This window comes from Colwellia sp. RSH04, assembly GCF_003545765.1.
Classification (GTDB): Bacteria; Pseudomonadota; Gammaproteobacteria; order Enterobacterales; family Alteromonadaceae; genus Colwellia.
This window is the reverse complement of record NZ_QXIO01000001.1, coordinates 210,499-229,269: the sequence shown is the minus strand read 5'-3', so window position 1 is coordinate 229,269 and position 18,771 is coordinate 210,499. Positions and strand designations below refer to the sequence as shown.

The window sequence follows — 18,771 nt, the reverse complement described above, 5'->3', positions numbered from 1 at the left end:
CTATGCCTAGTGCTTGTCACAATTTGCCTCCCTTATATAAGAACTTTTTGTGGAATAATCTCAATGCTTAAATACATTATTGTAGGCTTACTATTAGTTACTAGTTTTTTGTCTTCAGCATCATCAGAAGTCAATGTCTACTCTTATCGCCAACCCTTTTTAGTGAAACCATTATTTGACCAATTCACTAAGCAAACAGGTATTAAAGTGAATGTTGTTTTTGCTAAAAAAGGCATGGCTGAGCGTTTAGCTAGAGAAGGGAAGTATAGCCCCGCAGATGTTTTGTTAACTACTGATATTAGCCGTTTAGTAGAGTTGAGAGAGAAGGACTTAGTGCAGGCTGTTAATTCAGCTGTTTTAAAAGAAGCAATTCCAGCACAATATCAAGCCAATGATAATACTTGGTTTGCGTTGACTACTCGTGTTCGTAATATTTATTCTGCTAAGCGTCTTGGTAACATTGATTTTAATTATGAAGATTTAGCTGATGACAAGTACCGTGGTCTTGTTTGTACTCGCAGTGGTAAGCATCCATATACCGTGGGATTAATTGCTTCAATGATCAGTGAGCATGGTGAAGAATATACTTTAGATTGGTTAAAGAAATTTAAGCAAAACTTAGCAAGAAAACCACAAGGTAATGATAGGGGCCAAGTACAAGCGATACATCAAAACTTATGTGATATTTCGTTAGGTAATAGCTATTATTTTGGTAAAATGCTTACCGATGATAAACAAAAAGTTTGGGCTGATGAAGTCTATATTAATTTCCCTAACCAAAATAATCGTGGCTCACATGTCAATATTTCAGGTGTTGCAATGGCAAAATATGCACCTAATCAAGCCAATGCTAAAAAATTAATGGAATATTTGATTTCAAAGCCTGCGCAAGCTCTTTATGCGCAAACTAATATGGAATACCCTGTACGTAAAGGTGTACCTGTGTCAGATATCGTAGCATCATGGGGACAATTTAAAGCCGATGACTTACCCCTTGAAGAAATTGCTAAAAACCGTAAAGCAGCGCTGATTTTATTAGATAAAGCAAAATTTGATTTGTGATAGCACTCTATAATCAAAGAAAATGGACATTTCTTAGTTATTTAATCGCACTGGTAATGATGATACCAGTGCTGATAATGTTAGTAGATGGCATAGATGCATCGACCCAATTATTTGGTCATTTATGGCAAACGGTACTACCTGATTATTTACAAAACACCATATTACTTGGTGTTTTTGTCGTTTTACTTTCATTAATTTTTGGCGTGGTAAGTGCTGCACTTATAAGTCAAACGAATCTTTTATTTAAGCAACAATTACGTTGGCTGCTTTTACTTCCTTTAGCGATGCCAGCGTACTTAGTGGCATACCTTTACACCGATTTATTTGATTATGCAGGCCCTGTTCAGCGCAATTTAAGATTATGGTTTGATTGGCAAAGCCCCACAGAGTATTGGTTCTTTGATTTAAGAACTTTGTCAGGTGCTGCAGTAATGCTTGCTTTGGTTTTGTATCCTTATATATATATGCTTACTCGGGGCGCTTTTGAACAACAAGATCAAAGCTTAATGCGTGCAGCTCGTTTATTGGGACTCAATGCAAAGCAAACATTTTTTAATGTTGCTTTGCCATTAGCAAGACCTGCTATTGCTGTCTCTGCTAGCTTAGTGTTAATGGAAACTTTAGCTGATTTTGCTACGGTACAGTATTTTTCAGTAAATACGTTAACTACTGCTATATTTGATACTTGGCTGGGGTACGGTGACATGGCTGCTGCAAATGCTTTAGCCAGTGTTCTAATGCTTTTAGTACTATGTGTTATTGTAGTGGAGCAACGAGGTCGAGCAGGGCTTCGCCATCAAAGTTCCCGACCTAATATGCACAAAGAATTGATTCAACTTTCTTTTTTACAGCAAATAGCGGCATCTGTTTTCTGTTGGTTATTAGTTATCTTAGGCTTTTTATTACCCTTCGCTTTATTAATTTCCATGGCTGTTGAATACAGTAATGCTGAGCAATTAGCAAACTTGCTCGAAACAGGCATAAACAGTATTAAAGTGTCAGTTATTGCGGCAACCGTCGCTGTTTTTATTGCCTTAATACTAGGGTTTTATCAGAGGCTTCATGGCAACAAATTCAGCCATTTACCACAACAAATTTCAGGCTTTGGTTACGCTATACCAGGCACGGTTCTTGCCATGGCAATGCTAGCTACTTTTGCTCCTCTTGATCACTGGTTAAATGATATAGCAGAGTTTTTTGCTTGGCAGCAGCCAGGCTTAATTATGTCTGGTACTATCTTTGCGATGATTTTTGCTTTTGTTGTAAGGTTTTCAGCGATTGCTAACGGTACAATCGCTAGTGGCATTAAACAAATTCCACAATCGCTTGATTATGCACCAGCGACTTTAGGCATGGGATTAATTAAAACAGTGACTCGTGTTCATTTACCTATATTAAAGCCCACTATTTTGATTGCTTGGTTATTGGTTTTTGTTGAATCAATGAAAGAGTTATCAGCTGTCTTGTTATTAAGACCCTTTAACTTTGAAACCTTGAGTAGTCAGATTTACCAGTTGATTTCAGATGAAATGCTCGAGCAAGGTGCGCTAGGTGCAATATTAATTGTGCTATTTGGTTTACTGCCCATTATTCTACTTAACAGAAAAAGAGAACATTAATGACAACCTTGCTTGAAATAAACCAACTTTCGGTGAAGTTACAAGATAAACATATTTTACAGCAACTCGATTTACATTTATGTGCTGGCGAAATTTTAGGGCTTGTTGGTGCAAGTGGTTGTGGTAAAACAACGTTGCTCAATGCCATTGCGGGCTTTGCGAAACTAACTGATGGTGTTATTCAATTAGATAATCGTATTATTAACGATGGTGAATTGATGGTGCCTGCACAAGAGCGTCAGGTAGGGATGATTTTTCAAGATTATGCTTTATTCCCTCATTTATCTGTTACGCAAAACATTGCTTTTGGTATTCGGGAGTATTCTGCTTCAGAACAATCATTACGTATTGATAACTTATTAACTTTGCTAAAGCTTTCAGATCATAAAGATAAATATATTCATCAGCTTTCGGGTGGTCAACAGCAACGAGTGGCTATCGCTAGAGCATTAGCGCCACAACCCAAAGTATTATTGCTTGATGAGCCTTTTTCTAATATCGATGCACGTTTAAGAACAGAGCTTATGCTTGAAATTAGGCAGTTGTTAAAAAAACTCAATATAACTGCTATTTTTGTCACCCATAATAAAGATGAAGTATTTACCTTTGCCGATAAAATGGCGGTGATGGCAGAAGGTAAAATACTACAGCTAGACTCTCCAGTCGCTATTTGTCAAAAGCCAAACAGTTGGCTAGTCGCTGATTTTTTGCAATTAGGAACTTGGTTAACCTGTAAATTAAATCGCAATGAGTTAAGTACACCATTTGGCTCCCTAAATTTAACTGATTCAGAGCTTGAGTACATTACTCGACGAGTAAGTAATGTTTCGAATGCTAATTTAGTGTTATTAATAAAACCGCAATACCTTCAAATAAATGAAAGCTTAACTGTTAATGCTTGTGTAGAGCATATCAGTGTTACTGAGCAAGGTTATCATTATCAGCTTTCTAGTATTGATGATAATACTAGAAAGCAAAGTAACGTGAGCCTATATAGCCAAAGAATGTTGAATATTAAAGAGAAAGTAGCACTTCAGGTGAAGCCTCATCCTTTATTAATATTTTCACAATAAATAATTTTTACCTTGTTTTAAGTAGGACGAACTTGTACTTATTTTATTGTCATAAATAAACACTCCTAATACAGCTTATATAAAACAGTCACTTACTAAGTGTTACTTAATCGTTACAAGCTATTACAATGTGATAGTCCTCTATACCTTACTATTTAATGAGAAACAAAATCGAAGGTAGTCAGTGGCGTTAAAAGTTACTGATGATATATAGTAAGGAGAGTTGTTATGGTAATAAGCACTAACTTTTTTAAGACTGAATATAAAGACCATGGTTTAACCCCAACACTCAATGAAGACAGAGTTATGTTAATTGAAAATGGCTCCTATTTATTACATTTAGTTAAAAATAATTTGGCAAATGTGGAACTGGTTCATAGCAATGTCACTCCCCATTACAAAGACTTAGTCATTGATGCTGCACCACAAATGATTATTATTGATTTAGACGCACTTGAGTCTAAGCGGTTATCGATCATAAAAGATCTAAGAAGTTTTTACTCTGGACCGTTAATTGTTCTTACATTAAAAGATGATGAAGAAGAACAATTACAAGCATTTAATCTTGGTATTGATGATTATGTAAGAAAACCAATATCAGCAACTATTTTTACGGCTAAAATAAATGCATTAAGTCGACGTAATAAAGAAAGGATTATGCTTGATGATATGGGGGCATTAACTATTGGCGCATTAACCATACAGCCCAAGTCACAGCAATGCATAGTTAATAATAGTAGAGTGAAATTAAGTGGTTTTGAATTCAATTTGCTTAAGCTATTAATGCAAAATGTAGGTAATATTTTATCTCGCGATATGATTTATGCTCGACTTTTAGGTAGAGAGTATAATGGTGTAGAGCGAACGGTTGATGTAAGAATGTCACAACTTCGAGAAAAGTTATCTCTTAAAGCTTTAAATAACTTACATATTGAAACGGTGTGGGGTCAAGGTTATATGTTAAATCTTGATTAGCAAACCACGTTAAAAAGAATAACTCGTACTGATCAAAGCAATACTATTAATTGTATTGTTTTGATCTATTGCTTTACTCGCATTTGTTGGTACTGATTGCAAGACGCCACCTGAAAGTTGCCAAGAAGAAGTCAATGCATAGCTTCCTATTAAGCCTAAATGGTGGCTTTTTTGTTGATTTTGGATATGTGCTGAAATATTGTTTACTGGTATATTAGCTGTAACTTCATTTCTTTCAGTAAAGTTTGCTGTCATCTTAATACTTAACTGTTTACTGTTATGCAAAGTTAATTGACCTAGGAAGGAATAGTTGTCTAGAGTTTCTGTAGGAGTGATGGCAGACTGAAGCTCAATGTCATTTAAGTTTTGATAGCTGGTTTCCAGTTCTATATTGCCAAATTTAACATTACTTTGTTGATTGAATAGTTGTTGTTCAATAATTAGCGATTGAGCTATTAATGCTTTCTCGTTCTCTACTAAAGAGTAGTCAAGCGAAAGAGCGTGACCAGACATAGTAATCAATATTGTTACGAGCAGTATTCTCATGTTATTCCCAATATAAGGTGCCTAATTATTTTTATTTTGCCTAATTAACTATAGCTTTAACTATAGCTTTAACTATAGCTAAAATATCCCTTATTACAGATATAATGTGTGTTTAGATCACAATAATTTTCATATAAATATTAATATATTGAAAATACGGACTATTTTTATACTGCACAATTAACACAACAAAAGCAGCGATATTACTGCAAAATTAACGAATAGCTTTACCCTATTAAGTTATTTTTCTGTATACTCGCCTTTCAATGCGTGTTGTCAGATCTTTTGGAGATTTTTTTGTTAGCATTAGTTCGTCTTATTATTTTAGCTCTTGCCATCGTTATTATTAGCATCGCATTTTGTTGCTTTTGCTTACTCAGGCCTTTTCACAGAGATAATGTGCACTATGCTGCAACAGCTTTAAGTAAGCTGAGCCTAATTATTGGTTTAACCGTTGAGGTAAGAAAATCTGCTTTTGATGAAAAAAACATACCAGTGGTATTTCTTGCTAATCACCAAAATAACTATGATATTTTTACTGTCAGTCATGCTGTTGAGCCGGGGACGGTTAGTGTGGGTAAAAAGAGTTTAAAATGGATTCCCTTTTTTGGGCAGATGTATTGGCTTACTGGTAATATTTTGATCGATAGAAATAATACCAGTAAAGCAATGGGCACTATCGAAATGACGGCAGAGAAGATTAAATCGAAAAAGCTATCTATTTGGTTGTTTCCTGAAGGCACTCGAAGTAATGGTAGAGGATTATTACCTTTTAAGACAGGAGCTTTTAGAACGGCTGCCCAAGCGAATGTTCCTTTAGTCCCTATTTGTGCTAGTAATCAACATAAAACAATAGATTTAAACCGCTGGAATAATGGTAAAGTTATTATAGAGTTTCTACCTGCGATGAGAATTGAAGATAATAGTCGAGAAGGTATACGTAAAAAAGCAGATGAAATTCATTCGCTTATGAAATCTAAAATAGACCAATTAACCAACGAAGCTGAAGCTTCTAGTTAACAGTAAATTTAATTATAGGTAAGAAAATGACAGAAGAGTTACAACAATGGATGAGCCATTGTGACAATTTAATTACTGAGTTGCTTGAAGATGGTACCAATGATGAGGTTTATCATACTATTGAGCATCATTTTGCTAGTGCTAATTTTGAGTTGCTTGAAAAGGCAGCTATTACGGCTTTTAAACTTGGTTTAGATGTTGAAGAGCCTGAAGAGGCTGAACTCGAAAATGGTGCAAGGGTTTTCGCTTTTGATATTATCACTGAGCAAATGTTAGATATTGACTTAATAAAAGCAGAAACTAAAAAAATGTTCGAACTAGCCAAAGAATGTAATGTAGATTACGATGGCTGGGGCACATACTTCGAAGAATAATTTTGAAGAATAATTGCACAATAAAATATTTTAATTTACCATTAGAATAGTTATTAACGCATAAATATCTTATTTTTTTACATAATTAAAAGGAATTAATACCATGGATTGGCTGATTAGTGCTTTTTTGCAAGAACCTTTCGTATTGATTATCGCTATTGTTTTTATAGTTGCTGTGTTTATTTTTCTTGTTAGAAGCGCGCATAAGAATCATTTGAAGCGCATGAAAGAAATAGACGAAACATTTAACCCTAAAGAAACTTTCCACCGACAATAGCCAAAAAAGCTAACAAATTTTGTTAGCTTTTTTGTATTATCAATGTTCTGCCGTAGAATCTCTTACTACCAATTGTGGGATGTATTGGCTTAAGGTTATTTTGTTTTCTTGTTTTCTTATTTGTGCAATAAGTAAACTTGCAGCATCTTGTGCAATCTCGGCATTTGGTTGATCTGCTGTTGTTAGTTTCGGCCAAGTTTGTCTTGAGAAAGGACTGTTCTCAAATCCAACAATAGATAACTGCTCAGGAATAGAGATATCCATTAGCCTAGCAGCAAATAACGCTCCAGCGGCAATTTCGTCATTACATGAAAAAATTGCTGTAGGTAAGCTATCTTGGGTGGTGTTATTAGACATCAGTTTCTTGGCACCTTGAACTCCTGATTCAAAGGAGTAATCACCTTCAATAACTAATTGCTTGTCAAATTCAATATCGTTTGCCTTTAGTGCACGTCGATAACCTTTATAACGTTCAATTGTTGACATATGCTCAGCATCACCAGCAATAAAGCCAATTTTTTTATGTCCATTATCTATTAGGTGTTGCGTAATTGTTTGTGCGGCTTCTCTGTCGTTAACCATAACACAAGGTGTTAGTTGATCGGGTGCTTCATCGCCTGACATAATACGAACGACTTTTACATCAAGTGCTAGCATGCTATTAACGAAATCGGGCATTTCAGAAAAAGGTGGCGTTAACACTAATCCTGCAGTACGAGAATGTTTAAGCATACTGGTAATTTCTTCAGTAATATTTTCTTTTTTTGAATCACACGGGTGTATCAGCAACTCAAACCCTTGCTCTTTACAAGCAGATAAAATACCTTCTTGCATATCAATGATATAGTAAGCGTTTGGATTGTCATAAACATAAGCAATGCTATAAGATTTAGTTCCCGCTAAATTACGTGCTGAAAGGTTTGGTTGGTAGTTTAATTCACTTACCGCATCTTGTACCTTATCTCGAGTAATTTGACGAACTGATGGTTCGTTATTTATGACTCTTGAAACGGTTTTTATCGACACGCCAGCATGTTTTGCTACGTCATTAATGGTCGCTTTCATGAATTATGTAAAACCTTTATCTGTATTATTCTTTGTATACTGTTTTTATAGGTATTAGGGCGTAACCTTTGTTGAATTATAAAACAAAGATAAACACGCCCTAGGTTAGTGTTTCTTGAACAAAGCAGCAATCACTAATAGCTGGATTATATAAAAAATCGTATTTTATTATACTTATTTAAGTACAATTGAACACTAATACTGATTGACAGCGCTGTCATTTTTTAATAGGGTAACATAAAAATAACCTTATGGCATAATGGTTCAATTGAGTATTTGCTCGGTACCTAAGGCGTGTAGACCTTTATTGAATTAGTTAAACAAGAAAAACACGATCTAGTAAACGAACTTATGAATTAACAGGAATTATGATGACAGCACGTCAAACCTTAGCAAGTTGGAAAAAATTACAACAACTTGCACAAGTGAAAAAGTCTCAGCATATGAATACACTATTTGCACAAGATAGTGATCGTTTCAATAAGTTCTCTATTGAGTTACCCAATATGCTTTTAGATTATTCTAAAAACTTAATTGATACAGAAACCATAGAGGCATTGCTAGCTCTTGCAGAAGAAACACAAGTATGCGAATGGCGTGAAAAAATGTTTTCTGGTGAAAAAATAAATAAAACAGAAGATAGGGCTGTTCTGCATACTGCTTTGCGTCGACAAAGTGATGAACCATTAATTTTAGATGGTGAAAATATTACTGATCATGTTCAGCAGCAATTAGTTAAAATGGAAGGCTTTGTAAATCGCGTCAGGGAAGGGCACTGGAAAGGCTACTCTGGTAAACGTATAAAAGATATTGTCAATATTGGTGTAGGTGGCTCAAATTTAGGCCCTCAAATGGTAACAGAAGCTTTAAAACACTACAGTGATAATAGCGTTAATGTTCATTATGTTTCAAATGTTGATGGCGCACAAATTGTTGAAATATTGCGTCCGCTTGATCCTGAAAAAGTGTTATTTATCGTTTCAAGTAAAACATTCACTACCACAGAAACCATGACCAATGCTCGTACCGCTATAAAGTGGTTAACAAGTTCATCTTTTGATGAATCCTCTGTGGCTAAACACTTTGTTGCCGTTACAGCCAATAAAGAAAATGCCATGGGTTTTGGTATCGAAGAAGATAATATTTTTGATATGTGGGACTGGGTCGGCGGTCGCTTTTCTCTGTGGTCGGCGATTGGCTTAGCTGTTGCTTTAGATTTAGGTTTTGAGAAGTTTGAAGAATTACTTCAAGGCGCTCATGATATGGATCAGCACTTTATTAATAAACCGTTAAAAGAGAATATGCCAGCAATTATGGCACTAATTAGTGTCTGGAATACCACATTCTTAGGTTCGCAATCTCAAGCTATTTTGCCTTATGATCAAACGCTGCATATGTTAACCGCATACCTACAACAAGCAGAAATGGAAAGTAATGGTAAATCGGTAACCTGGCAAGGTGATGATGTTGATTATGCCACCGTGCCCTCTATTTGGGGGGAGTTAGGAATTAATGGGCAACATGCTTTTTATCAATACTTGCATCAAAGTAATAATGTTGTGCCGGCTGATTTTATTGGCTCAGTTGAAAGTGTAACACCTGTACAAGGCCACCATGAAACCTTGATGTCTAACTTCTTTGCCCAAACACAAGCATTGATGGCTGGAGTTGATGAGCAACAGGTACGGGCTGATCTCAAAGCAAAAGGTCGCACCGATGATTATATTGATAAAGTTGCGCCGCATAAAGTTCACAAAGGCAATAGGCCAACGAATACGATTTTATTGAAACGTATAGACCCTAAAACACTCGGCAGTCTTATAGCAGCTTATGAGCATAAAATATTTGTTCAAGGAATTATTTTACAAATATGTTCATTTGATCAATGGGGAGTAGAATTAGGTAAAGGGCTAGCGGCGGATATTCAACAAGAGCTCGAAGAAAACAATATCTCAGATCGCCATGATTGTTCGACCGCTAGCTTAATGCGTTTTTATCAATCAGCTAAATAAATGTTTCTTGAGTATTGAATACTTTCAAGATAATCAAAAAAGCCCTGTTATGTAAAAATAACAGGGCTTTTTTATGTAAACAGAACTTTACTGTTGAAAATATATTATTTTAAACTGAATAAATATACATAAATCAAGCAATTTTGTTCTTTTATTGTGCTAAATATGCTTGTGTTTTGTGTGAATTTAAAAAGTGACAACAAAAAAATGTAGAATAAAAAGTCAATATAATCAGTCTTATATATATATATTGTTAAGATTGATACAATTTTTTGTTAATTTAATCTAGCCAAAGGTAAAAATAATCTGTATGGTTTTAAGTGTTTTATGACAACGCTGTCATGTAAAATGACAGCGTTGTCTAAAAGCCCAGAAATTATTATACTTAGTTATTAGAAATATTTTAAAAAAACAAAACGTGTGTAAGGGAAAGTCGATGTCATCAAAAACATTTAAGAAAGGTATGTTAGCAAGCTCAATTGCTATGATCTTAGCTGGCGCATCATCTCAGGCTATCGCAGCTGATGAAGCTAATGCTGAAGTAAACAAAGACGAAGTAGAAGTTATTCAAGTTACAGGTATTCGTGGCTCTAACCGTGCTAGTGTAAATGCTAAGCGTTTTAACGATGCAGTTGTTGATGCTGTTTCAGCAGAAGACATTGGTCAGTTCCCTGATTCAGATGTTGGTCAAGCATTAGGACGTATTCCAGGTGTTACTGTTGGTCGTTCATTTGGTCAAGGTGCATCGGTTTCAATCCGTGGTACCGATCCTGTTATGACGTTAACAACGTTAAACGGACAAAATGTAGCTTCTACAGGTTGGTACGATCAATTAAACATTGACCGTTCATTCAACTACTCGATGTTACCGTCTGAATTAATTGGTGGCATGGAAGTATACAAATCAAGCCAAGCTAATCTTGTAGAAGGTGGTATCGGTGGTACAGTAATCGTTAAAACTCGCAAGCCATTAGACATGGATGCAAACACTGTATACGCTGGCATAAAAGGCGAGTACGGTTCAATTAATGAAACAGTATCACCTGAATTCTCAGGCTTATATAGCTGGAAAAATGACTCTGAAACGTTTGGTGTTTTATTAGCGGGTTCATACGTAGATCGTGAGTATTTACGTGTTGGTACTGAGTCTGATTTAGATTGGGGTGGTCGTTCTTCTATTCAGCCTTCAAGCTTTTTACAAAATCAAGAACGTACTGCATTAGATGCAACGTTCCAATATCGTCCAACTGAAGACTTAGAATTTGGTTTCCATGTTTTATCTTTAGAACTTGGCGCTGATAGTATCGGTGCTAATATGTATATTAATACTGACACTAACTGGGGTGCTGGCGAGTCTAATTGTCAACAGTTCAATACGTCAGGCGTTTGTACTATCAGTGATACACCAGAAAATGCACCTACAGATGTTTTCTTCCAAAACTGGGCACGTAAAGGTGAAATGACTTCTGAAACGTTTGAATTCAACGTTAATTATGAAGGTGACGGTTATGCTATTTCAGCTGTAGCGGGTAATACTTCTGCTGAAGGTGGTACTCAAATGAGTGCAAACTTTGGTTATGGCTGGTGGGGTGATAACTTCAATCAAGTTAAGTGGGCTGGTAAAGTTGATGCAACAGGTAAGCAGATCGACATCAATGGTCGTGACATGAGCTTTACGCGTGATCAGCTAGATACTACAGTGGGTACTTCACAATGGACAGGTGTTCAAGGTCCTAACTCTGATGAAGAATCGTATGTACAGTTAGACGTAGACTTTGACATGGACTTAGGTGCTATTACTAAGTTTGAAACAGGTGTTCGTTTTACAAGCCATGATTTCCAAAAATCTTTCTACAATGCCATTTATTCGGATGCGCCAAATTCATTTAACTCTACCGATTTATACTCAGGTACAATGAAGTTAGGTGCTGCAGAATACACAATTCCAAAAGCAAACCTAGATGCTATGATTAATGGTACATTAGGTTTAGTTGACCACTTTACATATAATCGCCCAGGCTATGGTTTAATTGAAGAAGACAACTTCTCATTATACGGTATGTTTACGTTTGAAGGTGATGGTTTCCGTGGTAACTTTGGTTTACGTTATATCTACACTGATGTAACCTCAAGTGGTCATGAAATTGATAACTCTCCTGCAGACGACTTAGCAGCTAATGCTGGTTGGAGTGAAGAGGTTATTAGCAAAAGTGAAAGTTACAATGATGTATTACCAAGCTTTAACGTAGCGTTTGATTTATCACAAGACATTATTATGCGCTTCTCTGCTGCACAAGCAATTACACGTCCAAGCTATGATAACTTATTCTTGTCTGCTATCTCTGGTTACCCAGATGATCGCCAAGGTAATGAAGAAATTACTTATGGTTCACCGGGTTTATTACCAATGAAGTCTTCACAAGCTGACTTAAGCTTAGAATACTACTATGGTGACGGTAACTTAGTATCAGCGACATACTTTGTTAAAGATATTAGTAATTTCATTGTTGCTAGCACTGAGTTTAACCAACAAATTGGTGTACCAAATTTAGATATTGACCCTGAGGGCAATGTTGATGACTGGACAATTCACCAATATGAAAATGCTGGTGGCGGTACAATCGATGGTATTGAATTACAAATCAATCACGCTTGGGATAACGGTTTTGGTGTGAATGCTAACTACACGTTCTCAGACGGTAAAGCACCAGCTTCTGTTTATACTGATGCTATTGGTTCATTTACTGAATCTTCAGACCACACAGCTAACTTAGTTGGTTACTGGGAAAATGATGATTTCTCAGCGCGTGCGGCTTATAACTGGCGTTCAGAGTACATGGTTCGTGAATATGGTAAGTACTATGGTAACCGTATGCATGATGACTTTGGTACATTAGATGTAACTGTAGGTTGGAATGCTACTGATAACATTCTTGTTAAGTTAGAAGTAGTTAACTTAACGGGTGAAGATGATATTCAATACGGTGCTGCAGCAACGGGTACTGATGTTAAACCCGCTTTACAAGATGGTTACCCAACGTGGTCATTTAGTGGTGAAACAACATACAAACTTGGTGTTAGTTTTAACTTCTAATAATCAATTTTGATGGAAAAACCCAGTTAATACTGGGTTTTTTTTTATCTGTTTTAAGCTTACTGTTAAGTATGTGAAATTTATTCGCTTTGAGAGGTTGTGATGAAAATTAAGAAAATAGCTATTGTTGGTGCAGGAACAGCAGGCTGGCTAGCGGCTAATCACTTGGGTAGTGAATTACAACATGAAGATATTCAAATTACGGTCATAGAGTCAGATAAAGTACCGACAATAGGGGTAGGAGAGGGAACAGTACCATATATAATGAAAGGGTTAGAGCGGTTTGGCATATCAGAAGCAGAGTTATTAATATCGTGCGATGCGACTTTTAAACAAGGCATTAAATTTGTTAACTGGATGAAGCCAGAGCAAGAAAAGGAACATTTCTATTATCATCCCTTTGATTCACCCTATCCAGCAGGATTCGATATAAGTCGACATATGTCAAACCTTGAAACAAGCAGACCTTTTGATGATGTAGGGATACAAGCAAGAATTTGTGAACTTGGACTGGCTCCGAAACGAAAAAGTTCGGCTGAGTATCAAGGAGATCTTGCTTATGCATATCACTTTGATGCCGCAAAATTTGCCAAGTTACTGGCAAATAACGCAATAAAAAAATTTAATGTCAATCATGTTATTGCCACAATTTTGGGCGCGAAAAAAGACAGTGCTGGCAATATCACGCATTTACTCACAGATGAAGATTCAGAACTCGCGTTTGACTTTTATATCGATTGTAGTGGCTTTTCGTCAGTGCTGATTGAAAAAGAATTATCGGTTCCTTTCGTTAAAAAAGATAAAGAGTTACTAACCGACACAGTGCTTGTTCAACAAGTGCCTATCTCAGAAAGTGAAGCATTAAACCCGTACACAACGGCTACAGCACATAAGGCTGGTTGGGTTTGGGATATACCACTAACAACTCGACGTGGCACCGGCTTTGTTTATTCAAGTCAGCATATGTCAGAGACAGAAGCTAAAGCGTGTTATGCAAAGTATTTAGGTGTAAATGAAAAAGACTTTTCACCGAGAAAAATACCAATGGATATTGGTTATAGAGAGTCATTTTGGCAAAAAAATTGTGTCGCGCTTGGATTAGCCCAAGGTTTTCTAGAACCCCTTGAAGCGACATCTATTTTACTCTCTGATTTTTCCGCAGAGATGTTAGCTAAGAACTTTCCAAGAACATTCTCAGATATTGATTGTTCGTATCAATATTATAATAAAGTTGTCACCTATGCGTGGGAAAGAACCGTTGATTTTATCAAATTACATTATTGCTTATCTGATAGAGATGATAGCGAGTTTTGGCAACAAAATAGCGACAAAGACGCATTATCAGCTGAATTAAAACAGCGCCTCAATAAGTTTAAATTAAGACCGCCATTGCAGTCAGATTTCTTTAGTCGTTTTGATTTATTCAACGAGAAGAATTTTTTGTATGTTCTCTATGGCATGAACTTTAACACTCAAAAAGCAATAACGTCTGAAAAAGAACAACGTCACAGTGAACAATTACTCGAACAAAATGATCAATTAGTAAAACAAGCTGCGAATATTTTACTTAATCATAAAGAGTGGTTAATGGCGTTAAAAGCCGCTATGTCTGAATGATAAACATTAATTCGCAACATAATATTTAACCTCAGCTCGGGTTAAGAGATAGGTTAACCGTTTGAAAATGTGAGACTTGTGTTTGTAGTAACTCACTAGCTTGATAGTTTCTCTTACTTCAAGGCAAATTCATTAAGAATAGTTACTCTATTGTTTATGGATTTAACACAGAAGTAAGGAGAAATAGCTGCTAGGGCGCTATTTATTATCCCGAACTGAGGTTATTTAGTTTTACTTAGGGCGTGCTGGTCTTAATTTGATATAAGCTTTACAACATGGCGTTGTAAAGCTTTTGAAAGCAGAAGTATTAATAAGTCTTAGTGAGAAAAGTTTGCTTGCTTATGCGCTAATCGGTTAATTTGATGTAGAGACGTTAACTGCGCATAGATCAACGGTAATAAACCTTTGGTGCGAAGTTCATTAAAGTCTTCTGTTGTTAATTCGTTTAACTTCTTCTCATCAATCATATATAAGCCATTAATAGTGAGTGGCTTATCTGCTATTTTAACAGTGAGTTGCTGAGTAGTAAGCAGTCCTTTTTCGTTAAAAAGTTGTGTAATCGCCATTGTCTGTTGGCTAAAGCTAATCATATCAATTAAAAATTGAGAACGCTGTTTAAGAAAGTCTGTTTGCTCACCATTTTCATCAAATAAAGCATGACCTTTTTCAGTGATTAAAGCGCTCTCTGTATCAATACAAATAGCCACGTCTTCACTATCTTTATTTTGTTTAGCTAATGAAAAAGGAGCGTTTTGAAAATTCATCGGTAAAACGGCGCTCTCAAATTCTTTTTGCTGACAATATAAATTGACTCCTTCAGATAGGCCCATCATTGCTACAGGTAAAAACTGATTTGTATCGCCATTTTTAACGAAGACAATTGGAAACTCACTTGCCATCGCTGAAAACTCTTGCACAACAACCGGTATCAGGTGTTGGTCTTTAAAGCGACTAAAGTCTGTCGGTGTACTTACGCTAAGATTTTTGTGTACTTCATTATGCAAAGGAACAATGTTACTCATAAGGTCTTACTACTCATTTGGGAGGATATATTGCTCATTCTCGATAACTTTTTTAAGTCAGGTGAGTCTTGATTATTCAACATGTCCTAGTTAAAAAACGATACCAACTCATTAATTCACTTGGTATTAATTAGCATGTTATAGCACAATTTTAAGTAGACTATTAACTAATATTGATGGTTATGTTATTTAATTTTGACAGCGCTGTCAAAATTGTGGATTATGGGTATAGTAAAATAAATATTAATCATTTAATCAATCAAAATATAGAAGTTGTCTCTATGGGTTTTCAAATGAAAAAAAGTTTTTTAGCGTTATCGGTTTTAGCGACTCTTTGTTTAAGTGGTTGTAATCAGCCTGAGCAAAATAGTGACGTTATTACTAAGGAGTTAGTGCAAGAAGAAACGGCGTTAATTGCGTTACACCCCGCTAACCAAAATGATATTGATGCTATTGCAAAGCATTTAGATGTTAGCTATCGCGTTGTTACTAATATTCCTACCGATAAGTGTGATGAAAAAGTTGCTGACGGTGCCTGTTTTGAAGTGGAGCTAACGTTTACCGCAACAAAAGCAATTAATGCTAAAGATTGGAGCATCTATTTCAGCCAAATAGCACCCATTCAATCATTTGAAAGTGATGAGCTAGCCGTTAAGCATATTAATGGTGATATGCATCAAATTACATTGCAAAGTGATTACGCAGGTTTTAGTAAAGGTGAGAGCAAAACATTACTTTTTAGAGCAATGTTTTGGTCTTTATCTGAATCTGATCCAATGCCAAATTATATTGTTGAAGCGCCAAACACTATTGCTAAAGTGATAGACAGCACCAAAGCATTTATTGATAAAGACAGTGGCTTAGAAGTGTTACCTCATGTTGTGGCATTTACCAATGAAGAGACACAATTTAAAAGAACAGTGAGTGATAAAACAACATGGTTAAATAGCGCTGATTTATATAAACGAAATGAAGCAATGTTTTCAGCGGGTAAGCCTGTTTCAGTCAAAGAAGTATCACAAAAGATTATCCCTACGCCTAAAATTGTAACATTTGATGCCGATGATGGCGTTGTTGATATCAGTAAAGGGTTAAACCTTTCTTTAAACAATGTTAACCAATCAGAGGTAGACGCTGCCCTTTCGCGCTTAGTGCAATTATCGGTGAATATTGGCTCAGATAAGTCTGCTTTGCCATTAAAGCTATCTGTTATTGAAGATGAAAATAAAGCTATTGGTAGCTACCAATTATCAGTTACTTCAAATGAAATACGGATTGTCGGTGTTGATGCTAATGGGGTTTTTAATGGCTTACAATCATTAGCGGCATTAATAACTGTCGGTAGTAATACCATTCCGCTGGTTAATGTTATTGATGAGCCGCATTATAGCTTTCGTGGCATGTTGGTTGATGTCGCAAGAAACTTTCATTCAAAGGAGTTTATCTTGAGCCTGTTAGATCAAATGGCGGCTTATAAGTTAAATAAACTGCATTTACATTTAGGGGATGATGAAGGTTGGCGTCTTGAAATACCAAGCTTGCCAGAATTAACCGATATTGGTAGTAAACGATGCTTTGATACACAAGAGCAAACATGTTTAATGCCTCAACTTGGCGCAGGTGTTGACCCTGAAAGTGACGTGAATGGCTACTACACGGTTGCCGATTATCAAGAAATATTGCAAGCGGCTACAGCGCGTCATATACAAGTGATCCCATCATTAGATATGCCAGGTCATTCGCGTTCTTCGGTTAAAGCGATGACAGCGCGTTTTAAAAAATATCAAAAAAGTGAAGATGACGTTAAAGCAAAGCAGTTCCTACTTGACGATTTTAATGACACAACAAAATATTCATCAGTACAATTTTATTCAGACAATACTATAAATGTTTGTTTAGAGTCTTCGTATGATTTTGTCGTGGAAGTCATGTCACAGGTAAAAGCATTGCATGCTAACGCAGGCCAGCCATTAACTCGTTATCATATTGGTGCGGATGAAACGGCAGGTGCCTGGATAGACTCTCCTGCGTGTAAAGCCTTCATTGCTAATAATGATAAAGGTATTACTGACATGAAGGAGCTAGGTGCCTATTTTATTGAACGTGTAGCGGGTATCTTATCAGATTTAGATATTGAAACCGCAGGCTGGAGTGATGGTATGGAGCATACCCGCAAAGAAAAAATGCCTGCGATTGTTCAAGCAAATGCGTGGGATGCTTTGTTTTGGAATGGTCATGATAAAGTTCACACACTAGTCAATAGAGATTGGCAAGTGGTGATTTCTAGCCCTGATGCACTCTATTTTGATTTCCCTTATGAAGCTGACCCTAAAGAACATGGTTATTATTGGGCGTCTCGTCACACCAACACTGAGAAAGTTTTTCAATTCATGCCAGATAACTTACCTGTGCATGCCGAGTTTTGGTTAGATAGAGAAGATAAGCCTTATCAAGCGGACGACAGCAAAATACCGATGAAAAGTGGTACCAGCTTTTTAGGTATTCAAGGACAACTTTGGAGTGAAAATACTCGTAGCGATAATATGGTTGAGCATAAAGTCTTTCCTCGATTATTAGCGTTAGCAGAGCGAGCGTGGCATCTAGCCGACTGGGCTGTTCCTTATAATTATAAGGGAGCTAAATACAGTCAACAGACCAACTTTTTTACTAAAGCCAAACAACAAGCACGAGATGAAGAATGGCGCTTATTTGCCACAACATTAGCTCAGAAAGAGTTTGCCAAGCTTGAGCAGGAAGGTATTGATTATCGCTTACCTACCGTTGGGGCAATAATTAAAACAGGAAAGCTCTATGCTAATGTTGCTTTTCCTGGTTTATCAATTGAGTATCGTGACGGTGACGGCCAATGGTTAACGTATCAAAAGCCAGTAGCAGTAAAAGGAAAGGTTAGAGTTAGAAGTGTCAGTGTTAATGGTCAGCGTCGCAGTAGAATCGTAGATGTTACCGCAGAAAATCGATAGGAAAGAGCTTTAAAAGTGGCGATTTAGCCAG

Annotated in this window: 14 protein-coding genes; 11 read left to right on the top strand and 3 right to left on the bottom strand. The window is 36.3% G+C overall.

What is annotated here, in order from left to right; translation table 11 throughout:
- Positions 1–63: 63 nt before the first annotated feature.
- From D1094_RS00940 to D1094_RS00925, 4 genes are all read left to right on the top strand, one after another.
- Complete coding sequence (locus tag D1094_RS00940; RefSeq protein ID WP_118958206.1) at positions 64–1,062, top strand: extracellular solute-binding protein; 999 nt, start codon at positions 64–66, stop codon at positions 1,060–1,062.
- Positions 1,063–1,139: 77 nt separating this feature from the next.
- A complete protein-coding gene (locus D1094_RS00935; protein WP_259337778.1) occupies positions 1,140–2,684 on the top strand; it encodes an iron ABC transporter permease in 1,545 nt (514 codons plus the stop codon).
- Positions 2,684–3,757, top strand: coding sequence for an ABC transporter ATP-binding protein (locus D1094_RS00930; RefSeq protein WP_118958204.1), 1,074 nt, complete (start codon positions 2,684–2,686; stop codon positions 3,755–3,757). The genes D1094_RS00935 and D1094_RS00930 overlap by 1 nt, the downstream gene beginning before the upstream one ends.
- Before the next feature lie 228 nt (positions 3,758–3,985).
- Positions 3,986–4,732: a response regulator transcription factor gene (locus D1094_RS00925; RefSeq protein WP_118958203.1), complete on the top strand. Its 747-nt coding sequence runs from the start codon at positions 3,986–3,988 to the stop codon at positions 4,730–4,732.
- Between the two features lie 9 nt (positions 4,733–4,741).
- Here D1094_RS00925 and D1094_RS00920 read toward each other — a convergent pair whose 3' ends face one another.
- Positions 4,742–5,278 carry a hypothetical protein gene (locus tag D1094_RS00920; RefSeq protein ID WP_147361039.1) on the bottom strand — a complete coding sequence of 179 codons (537 nt, stop codon included), beginning with the start codon at positions 5,276–5,278 and terminating at the stop codon, positions 4,742–4,744.
- Between the two features lie 297 nt (positions 5,279–5,575).
- Between D1094_RS00920 and D1094_RS00915 the strand changes: the two genes are divergently transcribed.
- From D1094_RS00915 to D1094_RS18570, 3 genes are all read left to right on the top strand, one after another.
- Positions 5,576–6,298, top strand: a complete 723-nt coding sequence (locus D1094_RS00915) for a 1-acylglycerol-3-phosphate O-acyltransferase (RefSeq protein ID WP_118958201.1) — start codon at positions 5,576–5,578, stop codon at positions 6,296–6,298.
- A 26-nt stretch (positions 6,299–6,324) separates the two neighbouring features.
- On the top strand, positions 6,325–6,672 hold the full coding sequence (gene rraB, locus D1094_RS00910; RefSeq protein ID WP_118958200.1) for a ribonuclease E inhibitor RraB: 348 nt from the start codon (positions 6,325–6,327) through the stop codon (positions 6,670–6,672).
- Positions 6,673–6,775: 103 nt separating this feature from the next.
- Complete coding sequence (locus tag D1094_RS18570) at positions 6,776–6,949, top strand: hypothetical protein (RefSeq protein ID WP_182440060.1); 174 nt, start codon at positions 6,776–6,778, stop codon at positions 6,947–6,949.
- 39 nt (positions 6,950–6,988) lie between these two features.
- Here D1094_RS18570 and D1094_RS00905 read toward each other — a convergent pair whose 3' ends face one another.
- On the bottom strand, positions 6,989–8,014 hold the full coding sequence (locus D1094_RS00905; protein ID WP_118958199.1) for a LacI family DNA-binding transcriptional regulator: 1,026 nt from the start codon (positions 8,012–8,014) through the stop codon (positions 6,989–6,991).
- A 371-nt stretch (positions 8,015–8,385) separates the two neighbouring features.
- Between D1094_RS00905 and pgi the strand changes: the two genes are divergently transcribed.
- From pgi to D1094_RS00890, 3 genes are all read left to right on the top strand, one after another.
- On the top strand, positions 8,386–10,026 hold the full coding sequence (pgi, locus tag D1094_RS00900) for a glucose-6-phosphate isomerase (protein ID WP_118958198.1): 1,641 nt from the start codon (positions 8,386–8,388) through the stop codon (positions 10,024–10,026).
- Positions 10,027–10,462: 436 nt separating this feature from the next.
- Entirely contained in the window at positions 10,463–13,120 is a 2,658-nt protein-coding gene (locus D1094_RS00895) for a TonB-dependent receptor (RefSeq protein ID WP_118958197.1), read from the top strand.
- A gap of 102 nt (positions 13,121–13,222) precedes the next feature.
- Positions 13,223–14,737, top strand: coding sequence for a tryptophan halogenase family protein (locus tag D1094_RS00890; protein WP_118958196.1), 1,515 nt, complete (start codon positions 13,223–13,225; stop codon positions 14,735–14,737).
- 317 nt (positions 14,738–15,054) lie between these two features.
- On the opposite strand, the gene D1094_RS00885 is transcribed toward D1094_RS00890, so the two are convergent.
- Complete coding sequence (locus D1094_RS00885; RefSeq protein ID WP_118958195.1) at positions 15,055–15,759, bottom strand: SapC family protein; 705 nt, start codon at positions 15,757–15,759, stop codon at positions 15,055–15,057.
- Between the two features lie 293 nt (positions 15,760–16,052).
- Between D1094_RS00885 and D1094_RS00880 the strand changes: the two genes are divergently transcribed.
- Positions 16,053–18,740: a family 20 glycosylhydrolase gene (locus D1094_RS00880; RefSeq protein ID WP_118958673.1), complete on the top strand. Its 2,688-nt coding sequence runs from the start codon at positions 16,053–16,055 to the stop codon at positions 18,738–18,740.
- Positions 18,741–18,771: the final 31 nt, after the last annotated feature.

Bases quoted from the DNA above. Each gene is read 5' to 3' on its own strand.
- D1094_RS00940 (WP_118958206.1), top strand. From the start codon at position 64: ATGCTTAAATACATTATTGTAGGCTTACTATTAGTTACTAGTTTTTTG.
- D1094_RS00935 (WP_259337778.1), top strand. From the start codon at position 1,140: ATGTTAGTAGATGGCATAGATGCATCGACCCAATTATTTGGTCATTTA.
- D1094_RS00930 (WP_118958204.1), top strand. From the start codon at position 2,684: ATGACAACCTTGCTTGAAATAAACCAACTTTCGGTGAAGTTACAAGAT.
- D1094_RS00925 (WP_118958203.1), top strand. From the start codon at position 3,986: ATGGTAATAAGCACTAACTTTTTTAAGACTGAATATAAAGACCATGGT.
- D1094_RS00920 (WP_147361039.1), bottom strand. From the start codon at position 5,278: ATGAGAATACTGCTCGTAACAATATTGATTACTATGTCTGGTCACGCT.
- rraB (WP_118958200.1), top strand. From the start codon at position 6,325: ATGACAGAAGAGTTACAACAATGGATGAGCCATTGTGACAATTTAATT.
- D1094_RS18570 (WP_182440060.1), top strand. From the start codon at position 6,776: ATGGATTGGCTGATTAGTGCTTTTTTGCAAGAACCTTTCGTATTGATT.
- D1094_RS00905 (WP_118958199.1), bottom strand. From the start codon at position 8,014: ATGAAAGCGACCATTAATGACGTAGCAAAACATGCTGGCGTGTCGATA.
- pgi (WP_118958198.1), top strand. From the start codon at position 8,386: ATGACAGCACGTCAAACCTTAGCAAGTTGGAAAAAATTACAACAACTT.
- D1094_RS00895 (WP_118958197.1), top strand. From the start codon at position 10,463: ATGTCATCAAAAACATTTAAGAAAGGTATGTTAGCAAGCTCAATTGCT.
- D1094_RS00890 (WP_118958196.1), top strand. From the start codon at position 13,223: ATGAAAATTAAGAAAATAGCTATTGTTGGTGCAGGAACAGCAGGCTGG.
- D1094_RS00885 (WP_118958195.1), bottom strand. From the start codon at position 15,759: ATGAGTAACATTGTTCCTTTGCATAATGAAGTACACAAAAATCTTAGC.
- D1094_RS00880 (WP_118958673.1), top strand. From the start codon at position 16,053: ATGAAAAAAAGTTTTTTAGCGTTATCGGTTTTAGCGACTCTTTGTTTA.